Source organism: Kitasatospora sp. NPDC008115 (genome assembly GCF_042957205.1).
GTDB lineage: Bacteria > Actinomycetota > Actinomycetes > Streptomycetales > Streptomycetaceae > Kitasatospora.
Genome location: NZ_JBIBHU010000022.1, coordinates 98,680 through 121,819, shown reverse-complemented (window position 1 = coordinate 121,819; position 23,140 = coordinate 98,680). Strand labels below are relative to the sequence as shown.

At 75.5% G+C, this 23,140-nt stretch carries 22 protein-coding genes; 4 read left to right on the top strand and 18 right to left on the bottom strand.

Annotation, left to right across the window (positions count from 1 at the left end; genetic code table 11):
- Positions 1–25 precede the first annotated feature (25 nt).
- The 6 genes from ACFZBX_RS26055 to ACFZBX_RS26030 form a co-directional block, all read right to left on the bottom strand.
- Positions 26–1,039 (bottom strand): lysophospholipid acyltransferase family protein, encoded by a 1,014-nt coding sequence (locus ACFZBX_RS26055; RefSeq protein ID WP_391536204.1) that lies wholly within the window; start codon positions 1,037–1,039, stop codon positions 26–28.
- A 6-nt stretch (positions 1,040–1,045) separates the two neighbouring features.
- Positions 1,046–2,140, bottom strand: a complete 1,095-nt coding sequence (locus ACFZBX_RS26050; RefSeq protein WP_391536203.1) for an NAD-dependent epimerase/dehydratase family protein — start codon at positions 2,138–2,140, stop codon at positions 1,046–1,048.
- A 150-nt stretch (positions 2,141–2,290) separates the two neighbouring features.
- Positions 2,291–2,389, bottom strand: a complete 99-nt coding sequence (locus ACFZBX_RS26045; protein WP_003948845.1) for a 30S ribosomal protein bS22 — start codon at positions 2,387–2,389, stop codon at positions 2,291–2,293.
- A 189-nt stretch (positions 2,390–2,578) separates the two neighbouring features.
- Positions 2,579–2,788 (bottom strand): helix-turn-helix domain-containing protein, encoded by a 210-nt coding sequence (locus ACFZBX_RS26040; RefSeq protein ID WP_045937940.1) that lies wholly within the window; start codon positions 2,786–2,788, stop codon positions 2,579–2,581.
- A gap of 251 nt (positions 2,789–3,039) precedes the next feature.
- Positions 3,040–4,236 (bottom strand): acetoin utilization protein AcuC, encoded by a 1,197-nt coding sequence (locus ACFZBX_RS26035; RefSeq protein ID WP_380755265.1) that lies wholly within the window; start codon positions 4,234–4,236, stop codon positions 3,040–3,042.
- Positions 4,237–4,305: 69 nt separating this feature from the next.
- Positions 4,306–4,701, bottom strand: coding sequence for an HGxxPAAW family protein (locus tag ACFZBX_RS26030; RefSeq protein WP_391536202.1), 396 nt, complete (start codon positions 4,699–4,701; stop codon positions 4,306–4,308).
- Between the two features lie 116 nt (positions 4,702–4,817).
- Between ACFZBX_RS26030 and ACFZBX_RS26025 the strand changes: the two genes are divergently transcribed.
- On the top strand, positions 4,818–5,318 hold the full coding sequence (locus ACFZBX_RS26025) for a MarR family transcriptional regulator (RefSeq protein ID WP_391536201.1): 501 nt from the start codon (positions 4,818–4,820) through the stop codon (positions 5,316–5,318).
- A gap of 12 nt (positions 5,319–5,330) precedes the next feature.
- Here the strand turns inward: ACFZBX_RS26025 and ACFZBX_RS26020 are convergent, their stop codons facing one another.
- The 3 genes from ACFZBX_RS26020 to proC all read right to left on the bottom strand — a co-directional run bounded on the left by ACFZBX_RS26020 (position 5,331) and on the right by proC (position 8,220).
- Entirely contained in the window at positions 5,331–6,569 is a 1,239-nt protein-coding gene (locus ACFZBX_RS26020) for an MFS transporter (protein WP_391536200.1), read from the bottom strand.
- A 138-nt stretch (positions 6,570–6,707) separates the two neighbouring features.
- A complete protein-coding gene (locus ACFZBX_RS26015) occupies positions 6,708–7,361 on the bottom strand; it encodes an HAD family hydrolase (protein ID WP_391536199.1) in 654 nt (217 codons plus the stop codon).
- A 31-nt stretch (positions 7,362–7,392) separates the two neighbouring features.
- A complete protein-coding gene (proC, locus tag ACFZBX_RS26010) occupies positions 7,393–8,220 on the bottom strand; it encodes a pyrroline-5-carboxylate reductase (protein WP_391536198.1) in 828 nt (275 codons plus the stop codon).
- A 245-nt stretch (positions 8,221–8,465) separates the two neighbouring features.
- Here proC and ACFZBX_RS26005 point away from each other — a divergent pair, with 245 nt between their 5' ends.
- Together ACFZBX_RS26005 and ACFZBX_RS26000 are read left to right on the top strand one after the other, a co-directional pair.
- Positions 8,466–8,900, top strand: coding sequence for a hypothetical protein (locus ACFZBX_RS26005; protein WP_391536197.1), 435 nt, complete (start codon positions 8,466–8,468; stop codon positions 8,898–8,900).
- A gap of 123 nt (positions 8,901–9,023) precedes the next feature.
- Positions 9,024–10,370 carry a hypothetical protein gene (locus ACFZBX_RS26000; protein ID WP_391536196.1) on the top strand — a complete coding sequence of 449 codons (1,347 nt, stop codon included), beginning with the start codon at positions 9,024–9,026 and terminating at the stop codon, positions 10,368–10,370.
- Positions 10,371–10,374: 4 nt separating this feature from the next.
- On the opposite strand, the gene ACFZBX_RS25995 is transcribed toward ACFZBX_RS26000, so the two are convergent.
- The 9 genes from ACFZBX_RS25995 to ACFZBX_RS25955 all read right to left on the bottom strand — a co-directional run bounded on the left by ACFZBX_RS25995 (position 10,375) and on the right by ACFZBX_RS25955 (position 21,988).
- Positions 10,375–10,902 carry a hypothetical protein gene (locus tag ACFZBX_RS25995; RefSeq protein ID WP_391536195.1) on the bottom strand — a complete coding sequence of 176 codons (528 nt, stop codon included), beginning with the start codon at positions 10,900–10,902 and terminating at the stop codon, positions 10,375–10,377.
- A 95-nt stretch (positions 10,903–10,997) separates the two neighbouring features.
- On the bottom strand, positions 10,998–12,842 hold the full coding sequence (gene ilvD, locus ACFZBX_RS25990; RefSeq protein WP_391536194.1) for a dihydroxy-acid dehydratase: 1,845 nt from the start codon (positions 12,840–12,842) through the stop codon (positions 10,998–11,000).
- 131 nt (positions 12,843–12,973) lie between these two features.
- Positions 12,974–13,744, bottom strand: coding sequence for a class I SAM-dependent methyltransferase (locus ACFZBX_RS25985; RefSeq protein WP_391536193.1), 771 nt, complete (start codon positions 13,742–13,744; stop codon positions 12,974–12,976).
- Positions 13,745–13,782: 38 nt separating this feature from the next.
- Positions 13,783–14,571: a class I SAM-dependent methyltransferase gene (locus ACFZBX_RS25980; protein ID WP_391536192.1), complete on the bottom strand. Its 789-nt coding sequence runs from the start codon at positions 14,569–14,571 to the stop codon at positions 13,783–13,785.
- Between the two features lie 32 nt (positions 14,572–14,603).
- Positions 14,604–15,431 (bottom strand): sugar phosphate isomerase/epimerase family protein, encoded by an 828-nt coding sequence (locus ACFZBX_RS25975; RefSeq protein ID WP_391536250.1) that lies wholly within the window; start codon positions 15,429–15,431, stop codon positions 14,604–14,606.
- 607 nt (positions 15,432–16,038) lie between these two features.
- Positions 16,039–17,001, bottom strand: coding sequence for a Ppx/GppA family phosphatase (locus tag ACFZBX_RS25970; RefSeq protein ID WP_391536191.1), 963 nt, complete (start codon positions 16,999–17,001; stop codon positions 16,039–16,041).
- Positions 17,002–17,189: 188 nt separating this feature from the next.
- Positions 17,190–18,500 carry an SUKH-4 family immunity protein gene (locus ACFZBX_RS25965; protein WP_391536190.1) on the bottom strand — a complete coding sequence of 437 codons (1,311 nt, stop codon included), beginning with the start codon at positions 18,498–18,500 and terminating at the stop codon, positions 17,190–17,192.
- Positions 18,501–18,555: 55 nt separating this feature from the next.
- A complete protein-coding gene (locus ACFZBX_RS25960; protein ID WP_391536189.1) occupies positions 18,556–21,525 on the bottom strand; it encodes a toxin glutamine deamidase domain-containing protein in 2,970 nt (989 codons plus the stop codon).
- A 103-nt stretch (positions 21,526–21,628) separates the two neighbouring features.
- Positions 21,629–21,988 carry a hypothetical protein gene (locus ACFZBX_RS25955; protein WP_391536188.1) on the bottom strand — a complete coding sequence of 120 codons (360 nt, stop codon included), beginning with the start codon at positions 21,986–21,988 and terminating at the stop codon, positions 21,629–21,631.
- Between the two features lie 316 nt (positions 21,989–22,304).
- On the opposite strand from ACFZBX_RS25955, the gene ACFZBX_RS25950 reads away from it, so the two are divergent.
- Positions 22,305–23,132 carry a hypothetical protein gene (locus ACFZBX_RS25950; protein WP_391536249.1) on the top strand — a complete coding sequence of 276 codons (828 nt, stop codon included), beginning with the start codon at positions 22,305–22,307 and terminating at the stop codon, positions 23,130–23,132.
- Positions 23,133–23,140 lie beyond the last annotated feature (8 nt).

The window sequence follows — 23,140 nt, the reverse complement described above, 5'->3', positions numbered from 1 at the left end:
GGGGCCCGCCCGTGTTCGCGCGCGGTCAGAAGAAGACCGACCGCCGCTGCACCAGCAGCTGGTAGAGCGTGTGCTGGATGGTCTCGCGCACCTCGTCGGCCAGGTCGAAGACCAGCATCGGGTCGTCCGCGGCCTCCGCCGGGTGCCGGTCGGTGGCGATCGGCTCGCCGAACTCGATGATCCACTTGGTCGGCAGCGGTACCGCGCCGAGCGGCCCCAGCCACGGGAAGGTCGGCGTGATCGGCACGTACGGCAGGCCCAGCAGCCGGGCCAGCGTCCGGAAGTTCCCGATCATCGGATAGGTCTCCTCCGCCCCGACGATCGAGCACGGGACGATCGGCACCCCGGCCCGCAGCGCCGAGGAGACGAAACCGCCCCGGCCGAACCGCTGCAGCTTGTACCGCTCGGCGAACGGCTTGCCGATCCCCTTGAAGCCCTCCGGCCAGACGCCGACCAGCTCGCCGCGCTCCAGCAGCGCCTGGGCGTCCTCGTTGCAGGCCAGGGTGTGCCCGGCCTTGCGGGCCAGCTCGTTGACGCCGGGCAGCACGAACACCAGGTCGGCGGCGAGCATCCGCAGGTGCCGCCGGTGCGGGTGGTGGTCGTGTATCACCACCTGGGTCATCAGGGCGTCCAGCGGGATCGTCCCGGAGTGGTTGGCGACGATCAGCGCGCCGCCCTCGGCCGGGATGTTCCCGATCCCGCGCACCTCCACCCGGAAGTACTTCTCCGCCAGCGGCCGCAGCAGCCCGAGCAGCACCTCCTCGGTGAGCTCCCGGTCGAAGCCGAACTCGTCGACCTCGTAGTCGCCGGTGATCCGGCGGCGCAGGAAGGCCAGCCCGTCGGCGGCCCGGTCCTCCCAGCCCTTGCCGAACGCCCGGGTCGCGGCGGCGCCGAGCCGCCCGGCCAGCGCGCCGCCGACGGCGTCGGCGACCCGGTCGGCCAGTCCGGAGGCGTCGGCGGGCGGCTCGCTCCAGCTGGGCGCGGACTCGATCGGGATGACCTTCGCCTCGCCCGGCGCGTTCTCGGCGGCGGCACTCATGCGGGTTCAGCTCCTGGGTCGGTGCGGGCGGGCGGTGGCATCGGACCCGGCCAGCAGCGCGGCCAGTCCGTCGGTGACGGCGGTCAGCCGCCCCGGGGGCAGCAGGCCGGGCGACTGCGCGGCGGCGAAGTCCGCGAAGGCCTCCAGGGTGGTGAACGCCGGACGGTGGCCGAACACCTCGCGCAGCCGCGCGGTGTCCACCACCCGGCCGTGGGTCAGCAGCCGCAGCTGCTCGGGCGAGACGTCGACCAGCCGGGTCTGCCGGGCCAGCCCGGCCATCCAGCTGACGGCGGGCAGCAGCAGCGGCAGGGTCGGGCGGCCCAGCCGGCGGGCGCACTGGGAGAGCAGCAGCACGCCCTCCCCCGCCACGTTGAAGGTGCCGGTGTTCACGGTGCCGGGCTCGGCGGGGAAGGAGGAGCGGCAGAGCACCTCGATCACGTCGTCCTCGTGCGCGAACTGCAGCCGGGGGTCGTACCCGAGGACGGTCGGCAGCACCGGCAGCGCGAAGTAGTCGCTGAGCGGGGTGTCGGCGCCGGGGCCGACGATGTTGGCGAACCGCAGCACGGTGACCGCGACGTCCGGGCGGCGCCGGGCGAAGCCCCGGACGTAGCCCTCCACCTCGACGGCGTCCTTGGCGAAGCCGCCGACCGGCAGCACCTTCGGCTGGGTCCGCTCGGTGAACACCGCCGGGTCGCGCGGCGCGGAGCCGTAGACGCCGGTGGTCGACTTCACCACCAGCCGCCGCACCCCCGGCGCCTTCTGGCAGGCGCCGAGCAGCTGCATCGTGCCGATCACGTTGGTCTCCTTCACCGCGGAGCGGTGGGTGGAGCCGAGACCGGTCGCGCTGACCGCGAGGTGGACGACCGTGTCGACGCCGTGCTCGGCGATCACCCGCGCCACGGCAGGGCGGCGCAGGTCGAGCTGGTGGAAGCGGTACGGCGCGGCGGGCCCGTCCGGCTCCGCGAGCGCGCGCAGCGCCGGGCGCGGCGGCTGCACGTCCACGCCGACCACCAGGTCCACCCCCGGCCGGCGGCGCAGCTCGGCGGCGAAGCGGGCGCCGAGGTGGCGGGCCACGCCGGTGACGAGCACGACCGTTCCCACAGCGCTGCACCCCATTCCTCGGCCCGGGCGACCTGCGTGCACCGTACCGCGCCGCCGCGGCGGGCCGGGAAACGACACCGCCCGCCCCGGGCCGTGAGGCCGGGGCGGGCGGTGCGAAGCGCTGGGCGCGCGAGGCGCGGCCGGGGACGCTTACTTCTTGTTGCGACGCTGAACGCGCGTGCGCTTGAGAAGCTTGCGGTGCTTCTTCTTGGCCATACGCTTGCGACGCTTCTTGATGACAGAGCCCACGGAACAACCCTCGCTCACTGAGACTCTCGCCCGTGAGAGACGGAGTCCATACGACTGACGGAGGGCCTAGCCTACCTTCCACTCGCCCAGGGCCGTAATCGCGCTCCCCGAGGCGGGCGAACTCAAGGCGAATCCGGGGCTAACGGATACGGGGTCCACCGTGGTGGACCCCGTACCGGACCGGCCTGCCTACGCGCTCTCGAGCCGCACGTAGGACTCCTTGAGGTACTCGTGCACTGCCTGCTGGGGCACCCGGAACGAGCGGCCGACCCGGATGGCGGGCAGCTCACCGCTGTGCACCAACCGGTAGACCGTCATCTTGGAGACCCGCATGACCGCGGCCACCTCGGCCACGGTCAGGAAGACGACGTCCTGCAAGGGGCGTTCGCCGGAACTCATGACCATCACCCGACCCTTACCCGTGTGCAAGGCACCGGCTTCCCCTCCGGTGACTCCACCGGCACACGTGTATCCCCAGAGTAGTTATGGGTGGTACCAGTGGGAAGAGGGAGAAGCGCAGTCCTCGTACGGTGAGGGATAAGCCTGTTGCAGTACGTAGCCGATCGGCGGTCTGCACTAGTCGGCGTGCGCACGGAACGCGACCGGGCACCAGGTCTTCACAAGCGGGGGCGCCGGTTCTGCGGCCCGGATCAGGGCATCAGGCCGTGGTGCGGCAGGACGGCGCGGCGGGTGGCCAGGATCGCCTGGTCGAGGCGGTCGGCCGGATCGTATCCCGCGTCGAAGTCGCGCCAGACCGGACGGGCGCCGTCCGTCATCCGCAGCGGGGCCGGGCGGCGGGTGCGCCGGTAGACCTCGGCGCGCCAGGACTCCGGGGTCTCGGTGGCCGGGTCGACGGGGCGGCCGGCCGCGGTGGCGACCAGGTGGGTCCAGGTCCGCGGGACGACGTCGACGACGGCGTAGCCGCCCCCGCCGAGCGCGATCCAGCGGCCGTCGGCGTGCTCGTGGGCGAGCGCGTGCAGCTCCTGGGCGATGGCCCGCTGGGCGTCCACGGTGACGGCGAGGTGGGCGAGCGGGTCCTCCAGGTGGGTGTCGGCGCCGTGCTGGGTGACCATGACCTGGGGGCGGAAGGCGGCGAGCAGCTCGGGCACCAGGGCGTGGAAGGCGCGCAGCCAGCCGGTGTCGCCGGTGCCGGCCGGCAGCGGGAGGTTGACGGCGGAGCCCACGGCTCCGGGGCCGCCGGTCTCGGTGGCCCAGCCGGTCTGCGGGAAGAGGGTGGCGGGGTGCTCGTGCAGGGAGACAGTGAGCACCCGGGGGTCGTCCCAGAACGCCTGCTGGACGCCGTCGCCGTGGTGGACGTCGACGTCGACGTAGGCGACCCGCTCGGCGCCGAGTTCGAGCAGCCGGGCGATGGCGAGGGCCGGGTCGTTGTAGACGCAGAAGCCGGAGGCGCGGTCGGGCATGGCGTGGTGCAGGCCGCCGGCGAAGTTGACCGCGTGCGGGGTCTCGCCGCGCCAGACGGCCTCGGCGGCGGCGACGGACTGGCCGGCGATCAGCGCGGAGGCGGAGTGGACGGCGGGGAAGGACCAGTTGTCGTCGGTGCCGAGGCCGTGCCTGGGGTCCTGCCGCTCGGGGTGGGCGGCGGCGTACTTGACCGCCTCGACGTACTCCGCGGTGTGCACCAGGCGGAGGGTGGACTCGCCGGCGGGCGGCGCCGAGCGGACGGTGACGCCGGGTCCTGCGGCGAGGCCGAGGTCCTCCACCAGGCGCATGGTGAGCGCCAGCCGGGTCGGGTCCATCGGGTGGCCTGGGCCGAAGTCGTAGGCGGTGACCGCCTCGTCCCAGAAGAGGTGCAGGCCGCAGGAGGTGTCACGCTCGGCGTCGGGCATGGCCTCCACCGTAGTGGGTGGGGGCGACGGGGCCCGGCAACGGGTCCTTGAACGCTGGTTGTACGGGCGTCAGCCCCGGGCGGCTCCGGCGGCCGGTCCCGGGGCCGGGGCCGGGGCGTCGGGGGCCTGTGCGGTGGCGGGGGCCGTGGCGGCGGCCCCGGTGGGACGGCGGCCGGCGAGCCGGCAGCCCAGGCAGTCCGGGTGGCCGCGCCGGCCGGCCGGGTCCGGGGTGCGCCAGTGGCGCAGGCCGGGCGGGCGGGGGCCGGTGGCCTTGCCCCGGCCGGCCAGGTGGAGCACCCAGGCGGCGACCGCCCCGAGGGCGGTCAGCGCCGCGCCGGCCCACAGTCCGGGCACGGAGCCGGCGATGAAGGCCGCGCCCGTGACGGCCGAGCCGAGGGTGGCCACCGCCGTGCCGGTCCAGCCGGCCACCGTGTGGCCCATGTCGTGATCACCGTGTGCGCCCATGTCTCCTCGTTTGGTGTGATGGACGGGTTCGCACGGACTCCCCCCGCCCGCGGGACGCCCGATCACCAACGTTTTATCTCACGAGATAAGTAACTTAAATGCTAAGGAGATCTCCCGTGGAGGGCAAGCCCCGCCCGGACGCGACGGCCGCACAGGCGCTCTACGCGATGGACCGGATGATCGCGCTCGCGCAGTTCGGCCAGCAGGACATCGCGGCGCGGCTCGGCCTGAACGTCACCGACCTCACCTGTCTCGGCTTCCTGATCGAGGCGGCCGCGGCCGGCGAGTCCCTGGCCGCCGGTGACCTCGCCGAACGCGCCCAGCTGACCACCGGCGCCGTGACCGGAGTGCTCAACCGGCTGGAGAAGGCCGGGTACGCCCGGCGCCAGGCCGACCCGGGCGACCGCCGCCGGGTGCGGGTGGTGCTGGAGACCGACGCGCAGTCCCGCATCCTGGAGGTCTACGGCCCCTTCTACGAACGGATCGGCCGCCTCTTCGCCGACTACACCCCGGACGAGATCGCCGTCCTCGCCGACTGGTTCACCCGCGCCCGGGGGATCATGCGCGAGTCGCTGGACGAGGTCCGGGGGACCACGGACCCGGGCGCCTCCGGCTGACGCCCTTGCGGGTCACGCCGGAGCGGGCGCCACCGGGGCCGGGGCCGGGGCGAAGCGGTCGGCGAGCGGCAGGACGGCCAGCACCAGCAGCATCGGGGCGAGCAGCGCCCAGCGGTAGGAGCCGGCCCCCGCCAGCACCCCCACCAGCGGTGAACCGACCAGGAAGCCCACGTAGTTGAACAGGTTGAGCCGGGCCACGGCGGCGTCCGGGTCCGCCGGGAGGAGCCGCCCGCCGGCCGCGAAGACCTGCGGGACGATCGCGCAGATCCCGAGGCCGAGCACCGTGAACCCGGCGATGCCGGTCCGGGCGTCCGGCGCGGCGGCGGCCACCGCGAAGCCGAGCGCGGCCAGCGCGGCACCGGCCCGCACCACCGGGACGGCACCCCAGCGGCGCACCGCGCGGTCGCCGAACGCCCGGCCGAACAGCGTCGCCACCAGGTAGCCGACGTACGAGAGCTTGGCGACGTCCTCGGGGCTGCGCAGCTCGTCGGTCAGGTACTTGACGCTGTAGTTGGAGACCGAGGCGTCGGCGATGTAGGCGAAGGCCATCGCCAGGCAGAGCGGCAGCAGCGGGCGCCAGGGGACCGTCCGGGCGGCGGCCTCGGCCGCCCGGACGGCGTCGCCTGGTTCGGCGGGTCCGCCTCGGCGGTCGGCGAGGAGGAGGGCGCCGGTCGGCAGCGCGAGCGGGGCGATCACCGCGGCCGCCGCCCCGAAGAGCACCGGCAGGCCGAGGTCGTAGTGCGCGCCGAGGCCGGCGACGGCCGCGCCGAGGATGCCGCCGAGGCTGAACGCGGCGTGGAAGCCGAGCATCACGGAGCGGCCGTAGCGGCGCTGGAGGCCGACCCCGAGCATGTTCATACTCGCGTCCAGCGCGCCGACCAGCAGCCCGAAGGCGCCCAGGGCGAGCGCCAGCTGCCAGAGCGCGTCGCCGAGGCCGACGGCGGCCAGGGTGGCGCAGACGGCCGGCTGGACCACCCGCAGCACGGCCCGCGCGCCGGTCCGGCGGACCAGCCGCTCGGCGGCGATCGAGCCCGCCCCGGCCAGTACCGGCACCGCGGCCAGGAAGAGCGGCAGCAGCGCGTCGTCCAGCCCGTACCGGTCCTGGATCTCCGGGACGCAGGTGACCAGCAGGGCGAAGACGACGCCCTGGAGCAGGAAGCTCACGGCCAGTGCGGCCCGCCCCGCCCGGAGCCGCGGCGTGATCGCGGGCCCCTCGCCCCGGCCGGCGTTCTCGGGACCCTCGGTACGCACATGCACCTCGCTACTGGCCGGTACGGCGGTCGGTGGCGAGAGCGTAGGCGCAGACGGCCGTCCACGGGAGGGGGTGCGCACGAGGAACACCGTCGGCGGCGTCCTCCGTCGCCCCGCCTCCCGGGGGCGGGCGCGTGCTCAGCCGAGCAGGGCGGGGACCTCGGCCAGGTCGGCGATCAGGCCGGTGGCGCCGGCGGCGGTCAGCTTCGCCGGGTCGGTCAGCGCGGTGTAGCCGTAGACGTCCATGCCGGCCGCGCGGGCGGCCAGCACCCCGTTGGGGCTGTCCTCCAGCACCAGGCAGGCCGCCGGGTCGACGCCGAGGGTGCGGGCCGCGTGCAGGAAGAGGTCCGGGGCGGGCTTGCCCACGCCGACGTCCTGGGCGCTGAAGATCCGCTCCTCGGCGATGTGGCCGCGCAGGCCGGCGGCGTCCAGCGCGGTGCGGATCCAGCTGTGGTGGGCGGAGGAGGCCAGGCAGTACGGCATCGCGCGCCGCCGGAGCTCCTTCAGCAGTGCGTCCGCGCCCCGGACGGCGGTCAGTTCGGTCGTGAAGGCGTCGAAGATCCGGCCGTGGTACGCGTCGTCGAAGTCCTCCGGGAGCAGCGCGCCGTCGTACCGCTCGGCGATGACGTCGTGCACCCGGTGGGCGGCGGTGCCCATGAAGTCCCGGTAGGAGTCCTCGATCGTGGTCGGGTAGCCCAGCTCCGTCAGGTACTCGGCCAGCAGCCGGTTGGAGAGCGGCTCGCTGTCCACCAGGACACCGTCGTTGTCGAAGATCACCAGTTCATAGGTCATGCGTGCGACCCTACCGGCCCGTTCGCGCAGGTCACTTGCCGCCGGAGGCCAGCTCGCGGGAGCGATCCCGGGCCGCCTCCAGGGCGCCCAGCAGGGCCGCCCGCACCCCGTGGTTCTCCAGTTCGCGGATGGCCGCGATGGTGGTGCCGGCCGGCGAGGTGACCGCCTCGCGCAGCTTCACCGGGTGCTCGCCGGAGTCCCGCAGCATGACCGAGGCGCCGATCGCCGACTGCACGATCAGGTCGTGCGCCACCTGCCGGGGCAGGCCGAGCAGGATGCCCGCGTCGGTCATCGCCTCGACCAGGAAGTAGAAGTACGCCGGGCCGGAGCCGGAGAGCGCGGTCGCCGCGTCCTGCTGGGACTCGGGCAGCCGCAGTGCCTTGCCGACCGAGCGGAAGATCTCCTCCGCCCGTTCCAGGTGCGCCTCGGTGGCGTGCGAGCCGCCGGAGATCACGCTCATGCCCTCGTCGACCAGGACGGGCGTGTTCGGCATCACCCGGACCACCGGGGTGCCGGCCGCGAGCCGGGCCTCGAACCAGGCGGTGGGGATGCCGGCCGCCGCCGAGATCACCAGCCGGTCCGGGGCGACGTGCGGCGCCAGCTCGTCCAGCAGGGTGCCCATGTCCTGCGGCTTCACCGCGAGGATCAGGGTGTCGGCCAGCTTGGCGGCCTCGCTGTTGCCCACCACGCCGACCCCGTACCGGGCGGCCAGCTCGGCGGCCCGCTCCGGGCGGCGGGCGGTCACCAGGACGTCCCCCGGGTCCTTGCCGGCCCGCAGCAGACCGGAGAGCAGGGCCTCCCCGATCTTGCCCGTGCCGAGGAAGGCGATCTTCTGTCCGTGCGCCGCGCTGCTGGTCATGGCCGCTCCTTGCCTCCGGTACCGCGTTCCTGCACCGCGGCCATCCTCGCACCGCCCGCCCGCCACCGGCGGCACCGTCCACTCTGCGGGCACGGTCGCCGAGCCCGCCGGGCACCGCCGAGGGGGCGCTGCGACGGGCGCGTCCGGGGGGCACCGCCGGACGGCCCCTAGGGCGAAACTCCGGGTTCTCCCCTATGGCCCGGGGGTTGGCACGGGCGCACCGTGGAGTCATGGCACACGGAGAGATGTCCCGACGTGAGAACCGGCAGGTGGCCGTCGCCGCGGCGACCCTGGGACCGTGGCGGACGGCCGCGGGAGTCGGTGCGCTGGTGGGGGCGACGGACCTGGTGATCGAACTGATCGACGGGGACTGGTCGTCGAGCATGCTGGCCGGTTCGGCCGGCTGGGGTCTGTTCTTCTTCTTCCTGGTCGGCACGGTCGGCGCCCGGCTGCGCCGGGAGGGCGGCGACCGGCGGCTGCAGCGGTGGGCGAACGAGCACCCGTGGCAGGCGGCGGTCCCGGCGGCCGGCGGGCTGCTGGTGCTGAACACGCTGGCGCAGCTGTTCCTCGGGGACGCGGGCGTGTTCGAGGCGTTCTTCGCCTCGCTGTTCCCGGCCGCCATGCTGGTGACCGTCGCGGGGGTGGTCGGCTCGGTGAAGAAGGCCCGCGGCAAGGGCTGACGGGGCCGCGGCGGCGGGCGGGCCGGGGACAAAACGTCCCGATCGACGCACACCGCCGGCGTGTTCACCGGTTGGTGTGGCCCCGATCGAACACTGGTCACCCCCCGTCGGCATACTGGCGCGATGCCGATCGCCGAAGATCCAGAACCGCGCCCGTCCGAGGGCCGGGAACCGGACGGGACCGCCCCGTCCGGACCGGACGGGAAGGACCCGTTCGCCGACCTCGTCCTGGACGAGGAGTTCGTCCAGGGCGCCTCCGTCAAGGAGCAGACGGGCCGCACCCGGATGCTCGCCGCCCAGTGGCGGCACACCCCGCCGGTCGACCCGGGCGGCCGCCGCTCGGTGAACGACGGGCCGGCGCCGAAGAAGCGCTTCGCCCGCAAGGCGCGTCCGGTCGACCCGTGGGGCAACCCGCGGCCGCGGCGCTCGCTGGAGTGGCGCACGCCGCTGTTCGTGCTGCTGGCCGTCGCCCTGGTGCTCGCCGTTCTGAACGTCGACGGGCTGCGAAACTGGTACTCGACGCGCTTCGGTGACGGCTCCGCCGGTACCGCCACGTCCACCCCGGTGCCGACCGTCGCGCCCGAGACGGCCCGGCCGACCGGAGCGCCGTCGGCGGCGGCCGAGCAGCGCCCCACCGTCGACCACCCGTGGGCCGGCTCCCCCGCCGAGGGGTGGCCGACCGGCATCACGGTGTTCGAGCCCAAGGAGGCTCCCGGCGCCATCGGGGTGTTCACGGCCGAGGAGGTCGCCGAGCAGGTCAAGCTGGTCAAGGAGTACCTGGCGGCGGCCAACCTGGACCCGGCGGTGGTGGCCGGCGGGCGTCCGGTGGCGGCGCTGGCGATGCTGGACGCCGAGGAGCAGAACTCGGCGGTCAAGGCGCTCGCCAAGCCGTCCGTCGAGACCGACCCCACGTACTGGTTCACCCGCTTCGACCCGGCCGAGGCGATCCCGGTCAACGACACGGTGAAGCTCCAGGGCATGATCACGGTCGAGGGCGACGGCGAGAAGGGCGTGCTGGTGCACACCGACTTCACCTTCGTCTACGCGCTGCGGCCCGGACCGGAGGCCGCCGCGCGGGCCGCCTCCCCCAGGCCGAAGCCCACCCAGGGCGGCGGCAGCGGCGGCGCGGGCGGCACGGCCAAGCCGGTCGGCTGGACGGTGCCGGCCGCCGACGTCGCCGGGGACACCTGGACCGCCCGCACCGTGGTCCGCAAGGTGGAGACCTTCCGGTTCTACGACCCGAAGCGCTACGACGTGATCCCGAAGAAGCTGAACCTCAGCAGCAGGTCCGAGATCGGCAACAGCGCCTGCGACGTCTACGACGGCTATCTGCACCCGCAGTTCGACCAGTTCGCGGCCGTGGACGGCCCCGAGCCGGCGCCCAGCGGCACCGCCAGCGACCCGTACGACCGCAGCAAGGACCTGCCGGCCGACGACGACGACGAGTGCGGGACGGTGACCCGCAGCTGAGGTCTCAGCGCCTGCGCTTGGCGCGGCCCGGCGTCCTGGCGCCGGGCCGTCCGCTGCGGTTGGCCTGCCGGCGCTCGTGCCGGTCGAGCTCGCGCTCGTAGCGGGCGCGCCGGACGGCCTCGCCGGGGGCCTCGCGCAGGCTGCGGACGAAGTAGGCGAGCAGGGCGCCGACCCCGCCGATGACCCAGACCACGCCGAGCGACTTCTCCTCGGCCATCCAGCCGGTCAGGTTCTCCTTGCCCTCGGCGAGCAGCTTCCAGGTGCGCAGCGCGGCGAGCAGCGAGCAGATCGCGACGGCGGCGGCCAGCAGGCCGTTGAGGAAACCGCCGTTGTCCGCGACCCGGATGCCGTCGACGGCGAACCGCAGCAGGAGGGCGGCGGCCGCGGCGGCGAGCAGGGCGCCGGCGGGGACGAGGACGCGGCGGAGCCGGTAGCCGCCGTCGCGCTCGACCCAGCTGGTGCCGAACCAGCGGATCGGCTCCGGCTCGGGGGCGCCGGCGGGCTGGGCGGGGAGGCTGGGTTCCTGGGTCACGGATCCGATTATCCCCGGTCGGCGGAAACGGCGGAGGAGCCGTCCCGATGGTCGGGACGGCTCCTCGTGGGCGCTGTCGGTGCGGGCGGGCGGGGTCAGCCGAGCTTGGAGACGTCCCGGACGGCGCCCTTGTCGGCGGAGGTGGCCATCGCGGCGTACGCGCGCAGGGCCTGGCTGACCTGGCGGTCGCGGTTCTTCGGCCGGTAGCCGCCGCCTGCCTCCAGCGCGCGGCGGCGCTCGTCCAGGACCTCGGCGGGGACCTCCAGGGAGATCCGCCGGCCCGGGATGTCGATGGCGATGGTGTCGCCGTCCTCGACCAGCGCGATGGTGCCGCCGGACGCGGCCTCCGGGGAGGCGTGGCCGATCGACAGGCCCGAGGTGCCGCCGGAGAAGCGGCCGTCGGTGACCAGCGCGCAGGCCTTGCCGAGGCCGCGGCCCTTGAGGAAGGAGGTCGGGTAGAGCATCTCCTGCATGCCGGGGCCGCCCTTGGGGCCCTCGTAGCGGATGACGACGACGTCGCCCTCCTTGACCCGCTTGGCGAGGATCGCCTCGACCGCGTCCTCCTGGGACTCGACGACGACGGCCGGGCCGCTGAACGTCCAGATCGACTCGTCGACGCCGGCGGTCTTCACGATGCAGCCGTCCTCGGCGAGGTTGCCGTACAGCACGGCGAGGCCACCCTCGACGGAGTAGGCGTGCTCGACGCTGCGGATGCAGCCCTTGGCGGCGTCGGTGTCCAGCGACTCCCAGCGCTCGGACTGCGAGAAGGCCTCGGCGGAGCGGACGCAGCCGGGGGCGGCGTGCCACAGCTCGACGGCCTCGGCGGACGGCGAGCCGCCGCGGACGTCCCAGGTCTTCAGCCACTCGGCGAGCGAGTCGGAGTGCACGGTGTGCACGTCCTCGTTGAGCATCCCGCCCCGGTAGAGCTCGCCGAGGATGGCCGGGATGCCGCCGGCCCGGTGCACGTCCTCCATGTAGTACGAGCCGTTGGGCGCGACCTTGGAGAGGCAGGGCACCCTGCGGGAGACCGCGTCGATGGCCCGCAGGTCGAAGTCCAGCTCGGCCTCCTGGGCGGCGGCGAGCAGGTGGAGGATGGTGTTGGTGGAGCCGCCCATGGCGATGTCCAGCGCCATGGCGTTCTCGAAGGCGGCGCGGCTCGCGATCGAGCGCGGCAGGACGGAGTCGTCGTCCTGGCCGTAGTGGCGGTTGGCGATCTCGACGACGGTCCGGCCGGCGTTCTCGTAGAGCGCCCGGCGGGCGGTGTGGGTCGCGAGGACGGAGCCGTTGCCGGGCAGCGACAGGCCGATCGCCTCGGTGAGGCAGTTCATCGAGTTGGCGGTGAACATGCCCGAGCAGGAGCCGCAGGTCGGACAGGCGTTCTCCTCGATGATCGCGATGTCCTCGTCGGAGACGTTCTCGTTGACCGCCTGGGAGATCGCGTCGACCAGGTCGAGCTTGCGCACGGTGCCGTCGACCAGGGTGGCCTTGCCGGCCTCCATCGGGCCGCCGGAGACGAAGACGGTCGGGATGTTGAGGCGCAGCGCGGCCATCAGCATGCCGGGGGTGATCTTGTCGCAGTTGGAGATGCAGATCAGCGCGTCCGCGCAGTGCGCGTTCACCATGTACTCGACCGAGTCGGCGATCAGGTCGCGCGAGGGCAGCGAGTAGAGCATGCCGCCGTGGCCCATCGCAATGCCGTCGTCGACGGCGATGGTGTTGAACTCGCGCGGGATGCCGCCCACCTCCTTGATCGCCTCGGAGACGATCCGGCCGACCGGCTGGAGGTGGGTGTGGCCGGGGACGAACTCGGTGAAGGAGTTGGCGACCGCGATGATCGGCTTGCCGAAGTCCTCGCGGGCTACGCCGGCCGCCCGGAGAAGCGCCCGGGCGCCTGCCATGTTGCGACCGTGGGTGACCGTACGGGACCTCAGCTCGGGCACTGTGCTCCACTCCTTCGGAGGCTGGCTGGCGGCCCCGGTCGTTCGGAGGGTGCGGGGCCACTGTGTCCGTCGAGCCTACGCCCGCCGTCCGGGCGGCGGACGCCACGTCCGCGATGCGGTCAGCACCGCGGTCAGCTGGGGACGACCGCGACGGTGAGGTCCAGGAGGTACGGCACGGTGATCCGGCCGTCCGGGAACTCGGCCCGCAGGGCCTCGCGCTCGCTCTCCAGCACCGCACGGCGCCGGCCCTCGTCGAGGACGGCGACGTAGGAGCGCGAGGAGAGGTCGGTGATGAGGTGGTCGACGGTGGTCGGGCGCTCCCAGCGGAGGACCGTGGTGGCGGACTCCAGGCCGAGGCGGCGCCACTGCTCGGCCGCCGTCTCCAGTTCGTCGAACTGGCGGACGGCCCCGGGCAGCAGCGCGCGTTCCCGGTCGCCGGCGGCCCGGACCCAGGGCACCTCCCGGTCCATCACGTTCCACCAGGCGGCGAGGGCTCCGCCGGGCCGCAGGACCCGGACCGCCTCGGGGACCGAACGGGCCGGATCGGTCCAGTGGAAGGCCTGGGCGTAGGTGACGAAGTCCGCGGAGTCGTCGTGGAACGGCAGGTCGTCGCCAGTGCCCCGGACCAGCGCCAGCCCCGGACCGCTCGCCAGGAACTGGGCCGCCATGCCCGCGCTCGGCTCCACCCCCACCACGTGCGCGCCCCGGGCCGCCAGCAGCCGGGTCGAGATGCCGGTGCCCGCGCCGACGTCCAGCACCCGCGCGCCGCGCAGGCCCCGGCAGGCCAACCGCTCCAGCTCCTCGAACAGCTCCTGCGGATACGACGGCCGCGCCCGGTCGTACTCCGCCGCCACCCCGCCGAACGACTCCGCCAGCTTCCGGAATTCCTGCACGTCCGTCATGTTCCCTCCCAGGTCGGTCGGTTCGGTGCAAGCGCGGGTCAGGCCGGGGTGACGGCCACGGTGAGGTCCAACACGTACGGCTCGATCACCCAGCCGTCCGGGAACTCCGCCAGCAGGGCCTCGCGCTCGACGGCCAGCAGCGGCGCGCGCTGCTCCGGGGTGAGCGCGGCGAGGTAGGAGCGCGAGGAGAGGTCGGTGATCAGGTGGTCGACGGTGACCCGGCGCTCCCAGTGGAGCACGACGTGCCCGGTCCGCAGGCCGTACGGGGCGAGGTGGGAGGCGATCTCCCGGACGGCGCCGTAGCCGTGGTAGCTCTCGGGCAGCGCGGCGGCGAGCCGCTCGCCCATCGCCCGCACCCAGGTGACGCCGCTGTCCTTCACGTTCCACCAGGCGGCCAGCGCCCCGCCGGGGCGCAGGACCCGGATCGCCTCGGGGACGGAGCGCTCGGGGCGGGTCCAGTGGAACGCCTGGGCGTAGGTGACGAAGTCCGCCGAGCCGTCGTGGAAGGGCAGCTCGTCCCCCGTCCCCTTGACCAGCGCCAGGCCGGGACCGCTCGCCAGGAACTGCGCCGCCATGCCGGCGCTCGGCTCCACTCCGACGACGTCCGCGCCACGGGCCGCCAGCAACCGGGTGGAGATCCCGGTACCCGCGCCCACGTCCAGCACCCGCGCGCCGCGCAGGCCCCGGCAGGCCAACCGCTCCAGCTCCTCGAACAGCTCCTGCGGATACGACGGCCGCGCCCGGTCGTACTCCGCCGCCACCCCGCCGAACGACTCCGCGAGCCTGCGGAAGTCGCCGCTGGGCCTGATCCCGTTCGATTCCGCCATGTCTCCCCCTGTGGACGGCAGTTCGTGTGCCGTCAGCGTACGCGGGCGGGGGTCGCCAGGTGCAAGCGCGTGAAGGCGAGCGCCTCCGCGAGGTCGGCCTCGCGTTCGGCAGGCGACGCGGCCCGGCGGGTGTTGACCTCCAGCACCACATGGCCGTCGAAGCCGGTGCGGGCCAGGTGCTCCAGCAGTTCGGCGCAGGGCTGCTTGCCCCGGCCCGGGATGAGGTGCTCGTCCTTGCCGGAGCCGGAGCCGTCCGCCAGGTGGATGTGGGCGAGCCGGTCCCCCATCCGGTCGACCATCGCGAAGGCGTCCACCCGCGAGGTGGCGACGTGCGACAGGTCGATGGTGAAGTGCCGGTAGTCCTCGTCGGTGACGTCCCAGCCCGGCGCGTACGCCAGCATCTCGCGGTCCTTGTAGCGCCACGGGTACATGTTCTCGACGGCGAACCGGACGTCGGTCTCCCCCGCCATCCGGTGCACGCCCTCGACGAACTCGCGGGCGTACTGGCGCTGCCAGCGGAAGGGCGGGTGGACGACGACCGCGTTCGCACCGAGCTTCTCGGCCGCCGCCCGGGCCCGGACCAGCTTGGTCCACGGGTCGGTGGTCCACACCCGCTGAGTGATCAGCAGGCACGGCGCGTGTACGGCGAGGATCGGCATGCCGTGGACGTCGGAGAGCCGGCGCAGCGCCTCGATGTCCTGGCTGACCGGGTCGTTCCAGACCATCACCTCGACGCCGTCGTAGCCGAGCTTGGCGGCCAGCTCGAAGGCGATCGCGGTGTTGGCCGGGTAGACCGAGGCGGTGGACAGGGCGACCTTGGTGTCCGGGATGTGCAGGGTCGGATGCGCGGGCAGCACCAGGCGGTCGGTGGTGCGCAGCAGCGGGGGGCGGGCGGCGGCCTGGCGGGCGGCCTTGACGGACTTCACCGACTGGACGGCGGCCTTGGCGGCGCCGGCCGCCCGGGCCGTGCGGGTGCCGCGGGCGGGCTCGGGGGACGGCTTGCCGGGGGTCCCGGTCGCGGCGGGCGTCTTGGTCTCGGCGGGCGTCGGGGCCGGCGTCCTGGCCGTCTTGGCGGTGGTCCTGCCCGCCGCCTTGCCCGCCGCCCTGGTGGCGGCCTTCCGAGCGGCCTTCTCGGCGACGCCGCCGGCGGCCTCGCGGGCGGCCTTGCCGAGCTTGCGGGTACGGGCGGGGGCGGGCGGCTTCGCGGGCGTTTCGGGAGCCGGCTCCGAGGACGGCTCCGGGGCCTGTTCCCGGTCCGGTTCCGAGGGCCCGCCGGCGGACGGCCCGGCGTCGCCGCGGCGGGCGGCCGGGCGCGGCGCGTCCGACCGCGGCCGCCCGTTCCCGGGAGCGCGGCCCTCCCGCGTTCCGTCCTCGTCCGCTGGTTGCGCCACGGGAGACAGCGTAAGCGGACCGCGCCCGGAACGGGGAGCGGGTCGGTGCCCGCCCCGCCGTCCCGGGCGCCGTTCGTCAGGGGGTGAGGGCGGGCCGGCGGCGGTCGGCGGCGTTGTCCATGGCGTCCAGACGGCGCAGGATGATGCCCTCGCGCAGCGCCCAGGGACAGACGTCCAGCTCGTCGAGGCCGAACAGGTCCATCGCGGCGTCCGCGACCAGCGCGCCCGCCAGCAGCTGCTTGGCGCGCCCCTCGGAGACGCCGGGGATCTGCGCCCGTTCGGCGACGGTCATCGCGGAGAGCCGGGGCAGCCAGGCGGCGAGGTTGCTGCGGGTGAGCCGGCGGTCCGCGTACGGGCCGGCGTCGGCCGGGGCGGCACCGGTCATCCGGGCGAGCTGCTTGAAGGTCTTGGAGGTGGCGACGGCGTGGTCCGGCGTTCCGAGCCGGGAGATCTCGCCGACCACGGTGGCGATCTCGGCGCGGATGTGCCGCCGCAGCCCGCGCAGCTGCTCGGGGTCGGCGATGTCGCCGGGCAGCCAGCGGGCGGTCAGCCGGCCGGCGCCGAGCGGCAGCGAGCAGGCCGCGTCCGGCTGCTCGTCCAGGCCGCAGGCGATCTCCAGCGAGCCGCCGCCGATGTCGAGGTTGAGCAGCCGGCCGGAGGACCAGCCGAACCAGCGACGGACCGCCAGGAAGGTCAGCCGGGCCTCGTCCTGACCGGAGAGCACCCGCAGTTCGACGCCGGTCTCCTCGGCGACCCGGCGCAGCACCGCCTCGCCGTTCGCGGCCTCGCGCACGGCGGAGGTCGCGAAGGGCAGTATGTCGACCACGCCCTTGTCCTCGGCGACCCGCAGCGAGGAGGAGATCATGCCGATCAGCTTGTCGACGCCGGCATCACTGATCGCGCCCTGCTCGTCGAGGAGTTCGGCGAGCCGCAGCTCGGCCTTGTGGGAGTAGGCGGGCAGGGGGGCGGCGCCCGGATGGGCGTCCACCACGAGGAAGTGGACCGTGTTGGAACCTACGTCGAGCACACCGAGTCGCATAACTCTCCACGCTACGCGATCCGGGGCCCAAGGAGACCGGCCGTGCCGGTGTTCGTGCTGGTCCGGGCCCTGATCGCGGTTCCGGAGGGCGTCCCGGGGCCCGCTCGGCGGGGTCGTTCGAACGGTATTCGGACGGTGTTGTTCCGGCGTTCACCCGGACGGTGGAGGGCCGGTGCGGCGAGGACCTTTCAGAGCAAGCCGTCCCAGAGCTGCTCGACGACGACCGCCCACCAGTTCTCCGGGTCCGCGAAGGCCTCCGGGTCCAGCGCGGCGAGCCCGAGCTGCAGGGCGGCGACGGCCGCCCCGGCGTCCTGCGGACCGAGCCCGCGCAGTCCCGGCAGCCAGCCGGCGAACAGTTCGAGGGAGCGCACGAAGGCGGTGACCGAGGCGTTGCAGTGGCGGGCCGTCGCGTGGTCGGGGTCGACCGCGCGGACGGCGCCGCAGGCGGTGTCCAGGGTGATCAGCGCCCAGCCGTCGGTGCCGAGCACCAGCTGCGGGGCGAGCGCCCGGCGCTCCCGCTCGGCGACCCGGGTGCCGCGGCCCGCCGCCGCCAGGTGGTCGGCCACCGGCGGGAGCACGGTGGCGGGGCGGTCGGCGGCGTCCTGGGGCACGCCGCCGAGGACGGGGTCCGGGCGCGGGTCGTACAGGGCGAAGTAGCCCTCGACGGCCGCCGGTACGCCCACCGTCAGCAGCACGCGGGCGCCCTCGGCCAGCAGGCCGGCGCGGGCGACGTCCGCCGGGGAGAACCGGCGGACGCCCTCCGGCCCGAAACGCGCCGTCAACCGCCGGGCCAGCGCCTGCTCCTCCTCGGCGGGCGACGGCCGGACGGCGCGCGGGAACGGCACCCGGTTGCGGGCCGGGCCGCCGTCCGGCTCCGCCGGCAGTGCGCGGACGGCCGCCGCCCGGTGGTCGAAGCGGGGGCCGTAGGGCAGGTCGAAGTCGATTCGCACGTTGGGGAGTTCGGCCGCCAGCGCGTACGCCCAGTAACCGCCCGGCAGGGCGCTCGGCCGCAGGTCGGTGCGGACGGCGAGCACCTCCTCGGGCCGGACGCCCTGCTCGCGCAGCCACCACCAGCCGCGCAGCGCGGGGTGCGGCAGGCCCGGAGCCGACCGCAGGGCCAGAACCTGCCGCCGGCCGGCCGGGTCACGGTAGGTCAGCTCGGCGCGGGCGCCGCGGCCGGTGGCGGGCGGCCGGGTGGGGTCGTAGCCGCCCGCGCCGACGAAGTCCCGGTACAGCCGGACCACTTCGGGCACCGGCACCGACGGCCAGACGGTGAACCGGCCGTCCGTCCGGTCCACCACGGCGCAGGCCGCCCCGATCTCCTCGGGCGCCCGCCGCTCGCCGGTCCGCGGGTCCACGTGGACCGGCGGCGGCTCGGCCCAGACCACCCAGCCCAGCTCGAACTCGTGCGAGCGGACCTGCCGGGCCCGCGCCGTCGGCAGATCGCCGTTGATCCACCGGTGCGCCGCCTCGATCGCCGCCGCCCTCGTCACCGCCACCGCGGCCACCTCCGTTCGTTCACGGCCACTCTCCCCCGCGCGGGTGCCACCGGGCTCACGGGGTGGGGGCGAGCAGGTCGAGGGGGCGGCCTTCGGGGGTGAGGGCGATGGCCCAGAGGCCGCGGTCGGCGGGGTGGAGGGGAGCGGGGTCCCGACGGCCCGCCTGGTGGTCGAGGTAGGTGACGGCGTCCCGGTGGTTCACCGCGTTCCAGGCGTGCGGGCGGCCGAAACCGTCCAGGGTGAGCAGCACGGCCTGGGCGCCGTGGCCGGCCCGGCGCAGTTCGCCCGCCAGCCGGGCGAAGGCCTGGGCGCCGTCGCCGAGGTCGCGGAACGGCGCGCCGAGTTCGCGCTCGGCGCGATCGCGGCCGCCGCGTTCGCCCGTGTCGCCCTCGGTGGGGACGCGCGGGGCGGCGCAGGTCGGGCGGCCGGTGAAGGTGTCGACGGCGGAGAGGGCGATCTCCAGGCTGTTGTTGGACCGCCCCGGTTCGCGGTACCCGCCGTCGTTGACCACCTCGGTCCAGCCGCCGGCCGCCGGGTCGGGGTGGCGGACGGGCAGGCCGTCGGCGTCCCGGGGCGCCCGGCGTTCGATCTCGCGCTGGTGCTCGGGGTCGACCGGACCGAGCCCGCCGGGCAGGCCGGTCGGGCGGCTGTCGGCGATGGTCCGCAGCCGGAGGACGGGCGTGCCCGGGGCAGCCTCGGCGCGCAGCGCGCGCATGGCCAGGTGCAGGGCGGTCGCGTGCGCGGTGGCCACCGGGACCACGCCCCAGGCGAGCCCGGACTGGCCGTCGGCGGGCGGGGCGTCCGTCCGGCGGCGGTGCTGGTGGTGGCCGTCCGGGTGGTCGTCGGACCGCCCGGGGGCGGGGCCGGGGCCGGTTCCGCCGGCTCCGGGAGCGGGCGGGGGCGCGCCTGGCCCGACCGTGGGCGGCGCCGTCGGGGGCGGGGGCACCGGCAGCGGCACCGGGGCGGCCACCGGGACGACGGCCGGGTGCGGGGCCGCCCCGGCGGCGGCGCGAGGCGTCGGCGCGGCGACGGGAGCGGGGGCGGTCGTTGGCGGCCCGGCCGGGGCGGCGCCCGCGCCGATCCCGCTGCCGAACGGGGCCGGCCCGTGCGCGCCGGAGGACCCCGGCGTCGCGGACGGTCCCGGGGCGGCGCCCACGGCCAGCGGTCCGGGCCCGACCGCCGCGCCGCCGGCGCCCGGCGGCGCGGCGTGGGAACCGGGGTGGGCGGTGACATGGGGCGCGGCGGTCCAGCCGCTCGCCACCGGAGCCGGCGCGGGGCCGGGAGCCGGGGCCGGGGCCGGGGGCGGAACGTCGTAGGCGGTGACGGGCTGGGGTGCGGGCGGCGCGAGCACCGAGTCGGTGCGCACGGTCACCGGGGTGGCGGCGTACCCGCCGCCACCGCCGCCGCCGCCGTGCGCCGGGCTCGGCGCAGGTGCGGGCGCGGCGGCCGGTGGCAGCAGGTAGTCGTCGTCGGCCGCTCGGACATGCCCGGACGAGCCGGACGAGCCGCCTCCTCCCCCGCTCCCGCCCCCGTCGGCGTGGTGGACGGGCGTCGGCCCGGGCCCGGCCGGAGCCCGGTCCCCTCCGCCACCGCCGCCACCACCGCCACCGCCACCGCCGCCACCACCACCACCACCACCGGATCCTCCCGACCCGCCGCCCGTCGGCCCCTCGGCGAACGCCTCCGGCCTGGGCCCGTGCCCGCCCGGCACAGGACCGGTCACCACGTCCTCGCCCCCCGGACCGCCGACGAACGCCCACGGGGCCCCCGCCCCGGGCTCCGCGTCCACCCCGGCCGCCAGCGCCGTCACCGGCCCGCCCTCGCCGGCCCCGTGTCCACGGCCGTCACCGTCACCGTCCGCGCCGCCGTGGCCGTGCCGCCCGTCCCCCTCCCCCGGTCCGGGCAGCGGCGGCCCGGAGAGCGATCCGGGAAGCGGCCCGGACGGCGACCCCGCGAGCGGCACCCCGGTGATCTCCCGCCCGTTCTGCCCGGTCAGCACCGGGCGCCCGTCCTCGCCGAGCACCGGCCGCCCCTGCTCGTCCAGCTTCACGGCCAGGTTCTCCACCCCGACCACCGGCCGCCCGTCCGCGCCCGGCACCACGACCAGCCCGTCGGCGTCCGTCACCGGGGTGCCGTCGGCGCGCACGATGACCGGGTCGCCGTGCTCGTCCAGGACCGGCCGCCCGGCCTCGTCGAGCTTCACCGCCAGCCCGGGCACGCCCACCACCGGTTTGCCGTCCTGCCCGAGCACCACGGCCAGCCCCGTCCCGCCGGGGCCGCCGAGCACGCCGGGCTCGCCGAGGACGGCGGGCAGTCCGGCGGCCACCGGGTCGAAGGCCCCGCCGACGCCGCCCGGCCAACCGGCCGTCCGCACGCCGTCGGTGCCGGGCGGCGCCAGCCGCAGCAGCGCGACCACGGCCGGCTCCCGCAGCGCGGTGCCCAGAGCGTCCTTCATCGCCCGGCCGAGCTCGTCCAGCAGTCCGCCGATCCGCAGCCCGGCGGCCTCGACGGCCGCCGCCGCCACCGCCCGCGCGGCCTGTTCGGCGGCCGCGTCGGCGGTCCGCCGCACCGCGTCGAAGAGCCCGCCCGTTCCAGCCGCCGGCGGCTGCTCCGACGCGGCGGCGGCCCGGGCCACGGCGGCCTGCTCCTCGGCCTTCTTCAGTTCGGCGGCCAGTTCCCGCAGGGCGGCGACGATGTCGGCCTTGCCGGAGTCGACGGCCCGGGCGGCCGCGTCGAAGGCGCCGGCGACCAGTCCCGCGGCGCAGTGCGCGTCGTCCAGGTGCCCCTTGCCGGCGCCGCGGAACGCCTGCCAGTACGCGGCGAAGGCCTCGACGGCGCGGCCTGAGTTGTCCCCGGTGACGCGCCGCGCGGCGTCGCCGCCGCGCTTGGCGAGCCGGTCGGCCTCGGTGCCGAACTCGCGCCAGAGCCCGGCCGCCCTGCGCAGCCCCTCCTCGTCGGCCAGCGGCCACCGGTGACCGGTCCTGGCCAGGACCGGGACGAGTTCCTCGGGCGGTTTCCGGGACACGTGCCTCCCCCTTCGACGGACGGGCCCCGCACGACCGGGCGGTACTCCGCCCCAGGGGAGACGCGCGCCGGGCCCCGAACGGTGCGCGCGTCCACCGCCGGCCTCAGGCCGAGCGGTCCTCGGCGGTACCGCGCGCGCCCGGCGCGCCCCCGGCGAAGCCGCTCGCCGCCGAGGTGTCGGCGTCGGAGGTCCGCTCGGCCATGCCGTGCAGGCCCGCGCCGACCGTCCCGAGCCGCCCGGCCAGCCCGCGCAGTCCGCCCACCAGCCCGCCGTGCGCCTCCCGGTAGGCGGCGGCGAACCCGCTGCCCGGCAGGTCCGCGCCCCACGGGCTGCCGAGCGCGGCGAGCCCCTGTTCCAGGGCGGTGGCGGCCTTCCCGAAGTCCGCCGAGATCTTCTCGAACTCCCGCCCCTCACCGTGCAGTTCCCACGGCTTGATGACGAACCCGCTACCGCCGCCGGCCATCCCCGTACCTCCCCGTGTGGTGGACCGGCCGCCATCCTAGGGCCGCCCGGGCCCCTGTCCGGCGCGCGCCGACGGCCCCTTCACCCGGCCTTCACCGCGGCCCCGCACCCGTCCCCGACCGGCCGGAACGCCCCGCCGCGCGGCCGCCGCACGGTGAACTCGTCGTAAAGCCCGTGGCCACGGACGGTTCGCCACCGCGCGAAGGCTCTACCCTTGCCGAGTGGCAGCAGCAGACACGTCCCAGCACAGCAGCAGCACCTCCAAGGGGAAGAAGGCCAAGCCGAAGGCCGGCGGCCCGACCGCCGTCGACCTCGCGATGCCGGTCCTCCGCTCCGAACTCCGCCCCGAGGTCCCGCTCGACTTCCCGCGTGCCTGGGTGGAGTTCGCCGACCCGGACGACGAGGAGCAGGTCTTCCGCTGCGACCTGACCTGGCTGACCTCCCGCTGGTCGTGCATCTTCGGCCAGGGCTGCCAGGGCATCCGCGAGGGCCGGGGCGAGTCCGACGGCTGCTGCACGCTGGGCGCGCACTACTCGGACGAGGACGACGAGAAGCGCGTCACCGGCCACGCGGCCCGGCTGACCCCGGAGATCTGGGAGAACCACGCGCACGGCACCGACGCCAAGGGCCGGATCAAGGCCGACGGCGGCATCACCATGTTCGACGAGGACGGCGACCGCCAGACCCGGCGGGTCAACGGCGCCTGCATCTTCGTGAACAGCCCCGGTTTCGCCGGCGGCGCGGGCTGCGCCCTGCACGCGCTCGCGCTCAAGGAGGGCCGCGAGCCGCTGGAGACCAAGCCGGACGTCTGCTGGCAGCTGCCGGTGCGCCGCACCTACGACTGGATCGACCGCCCGGACGACACCCGCTACCTCCAGGTCACCATCGGCGAGTACGACCGCCGCGGCTGGGGCCCGGGCGGCCACGACCTGCACTGGTGGTGCACCGGCAGCCCGGACGCCCACCAGGGCGCCGACCCGGTGTACGTCAGCTACCGCCCGGAGCTCACCGAGCTGATGGGCCGGGCCGCCTACCGGGTGCTGGCCGGGCTGTGCGAGGAGCGGATCGCCACCAAGGGCGACCGGAAGGTGGCCCCGCACCCGGCCGACCCGGCGAAGAAGCCGAAGGCGCCCAAGAACACGTAGCGCCGAGG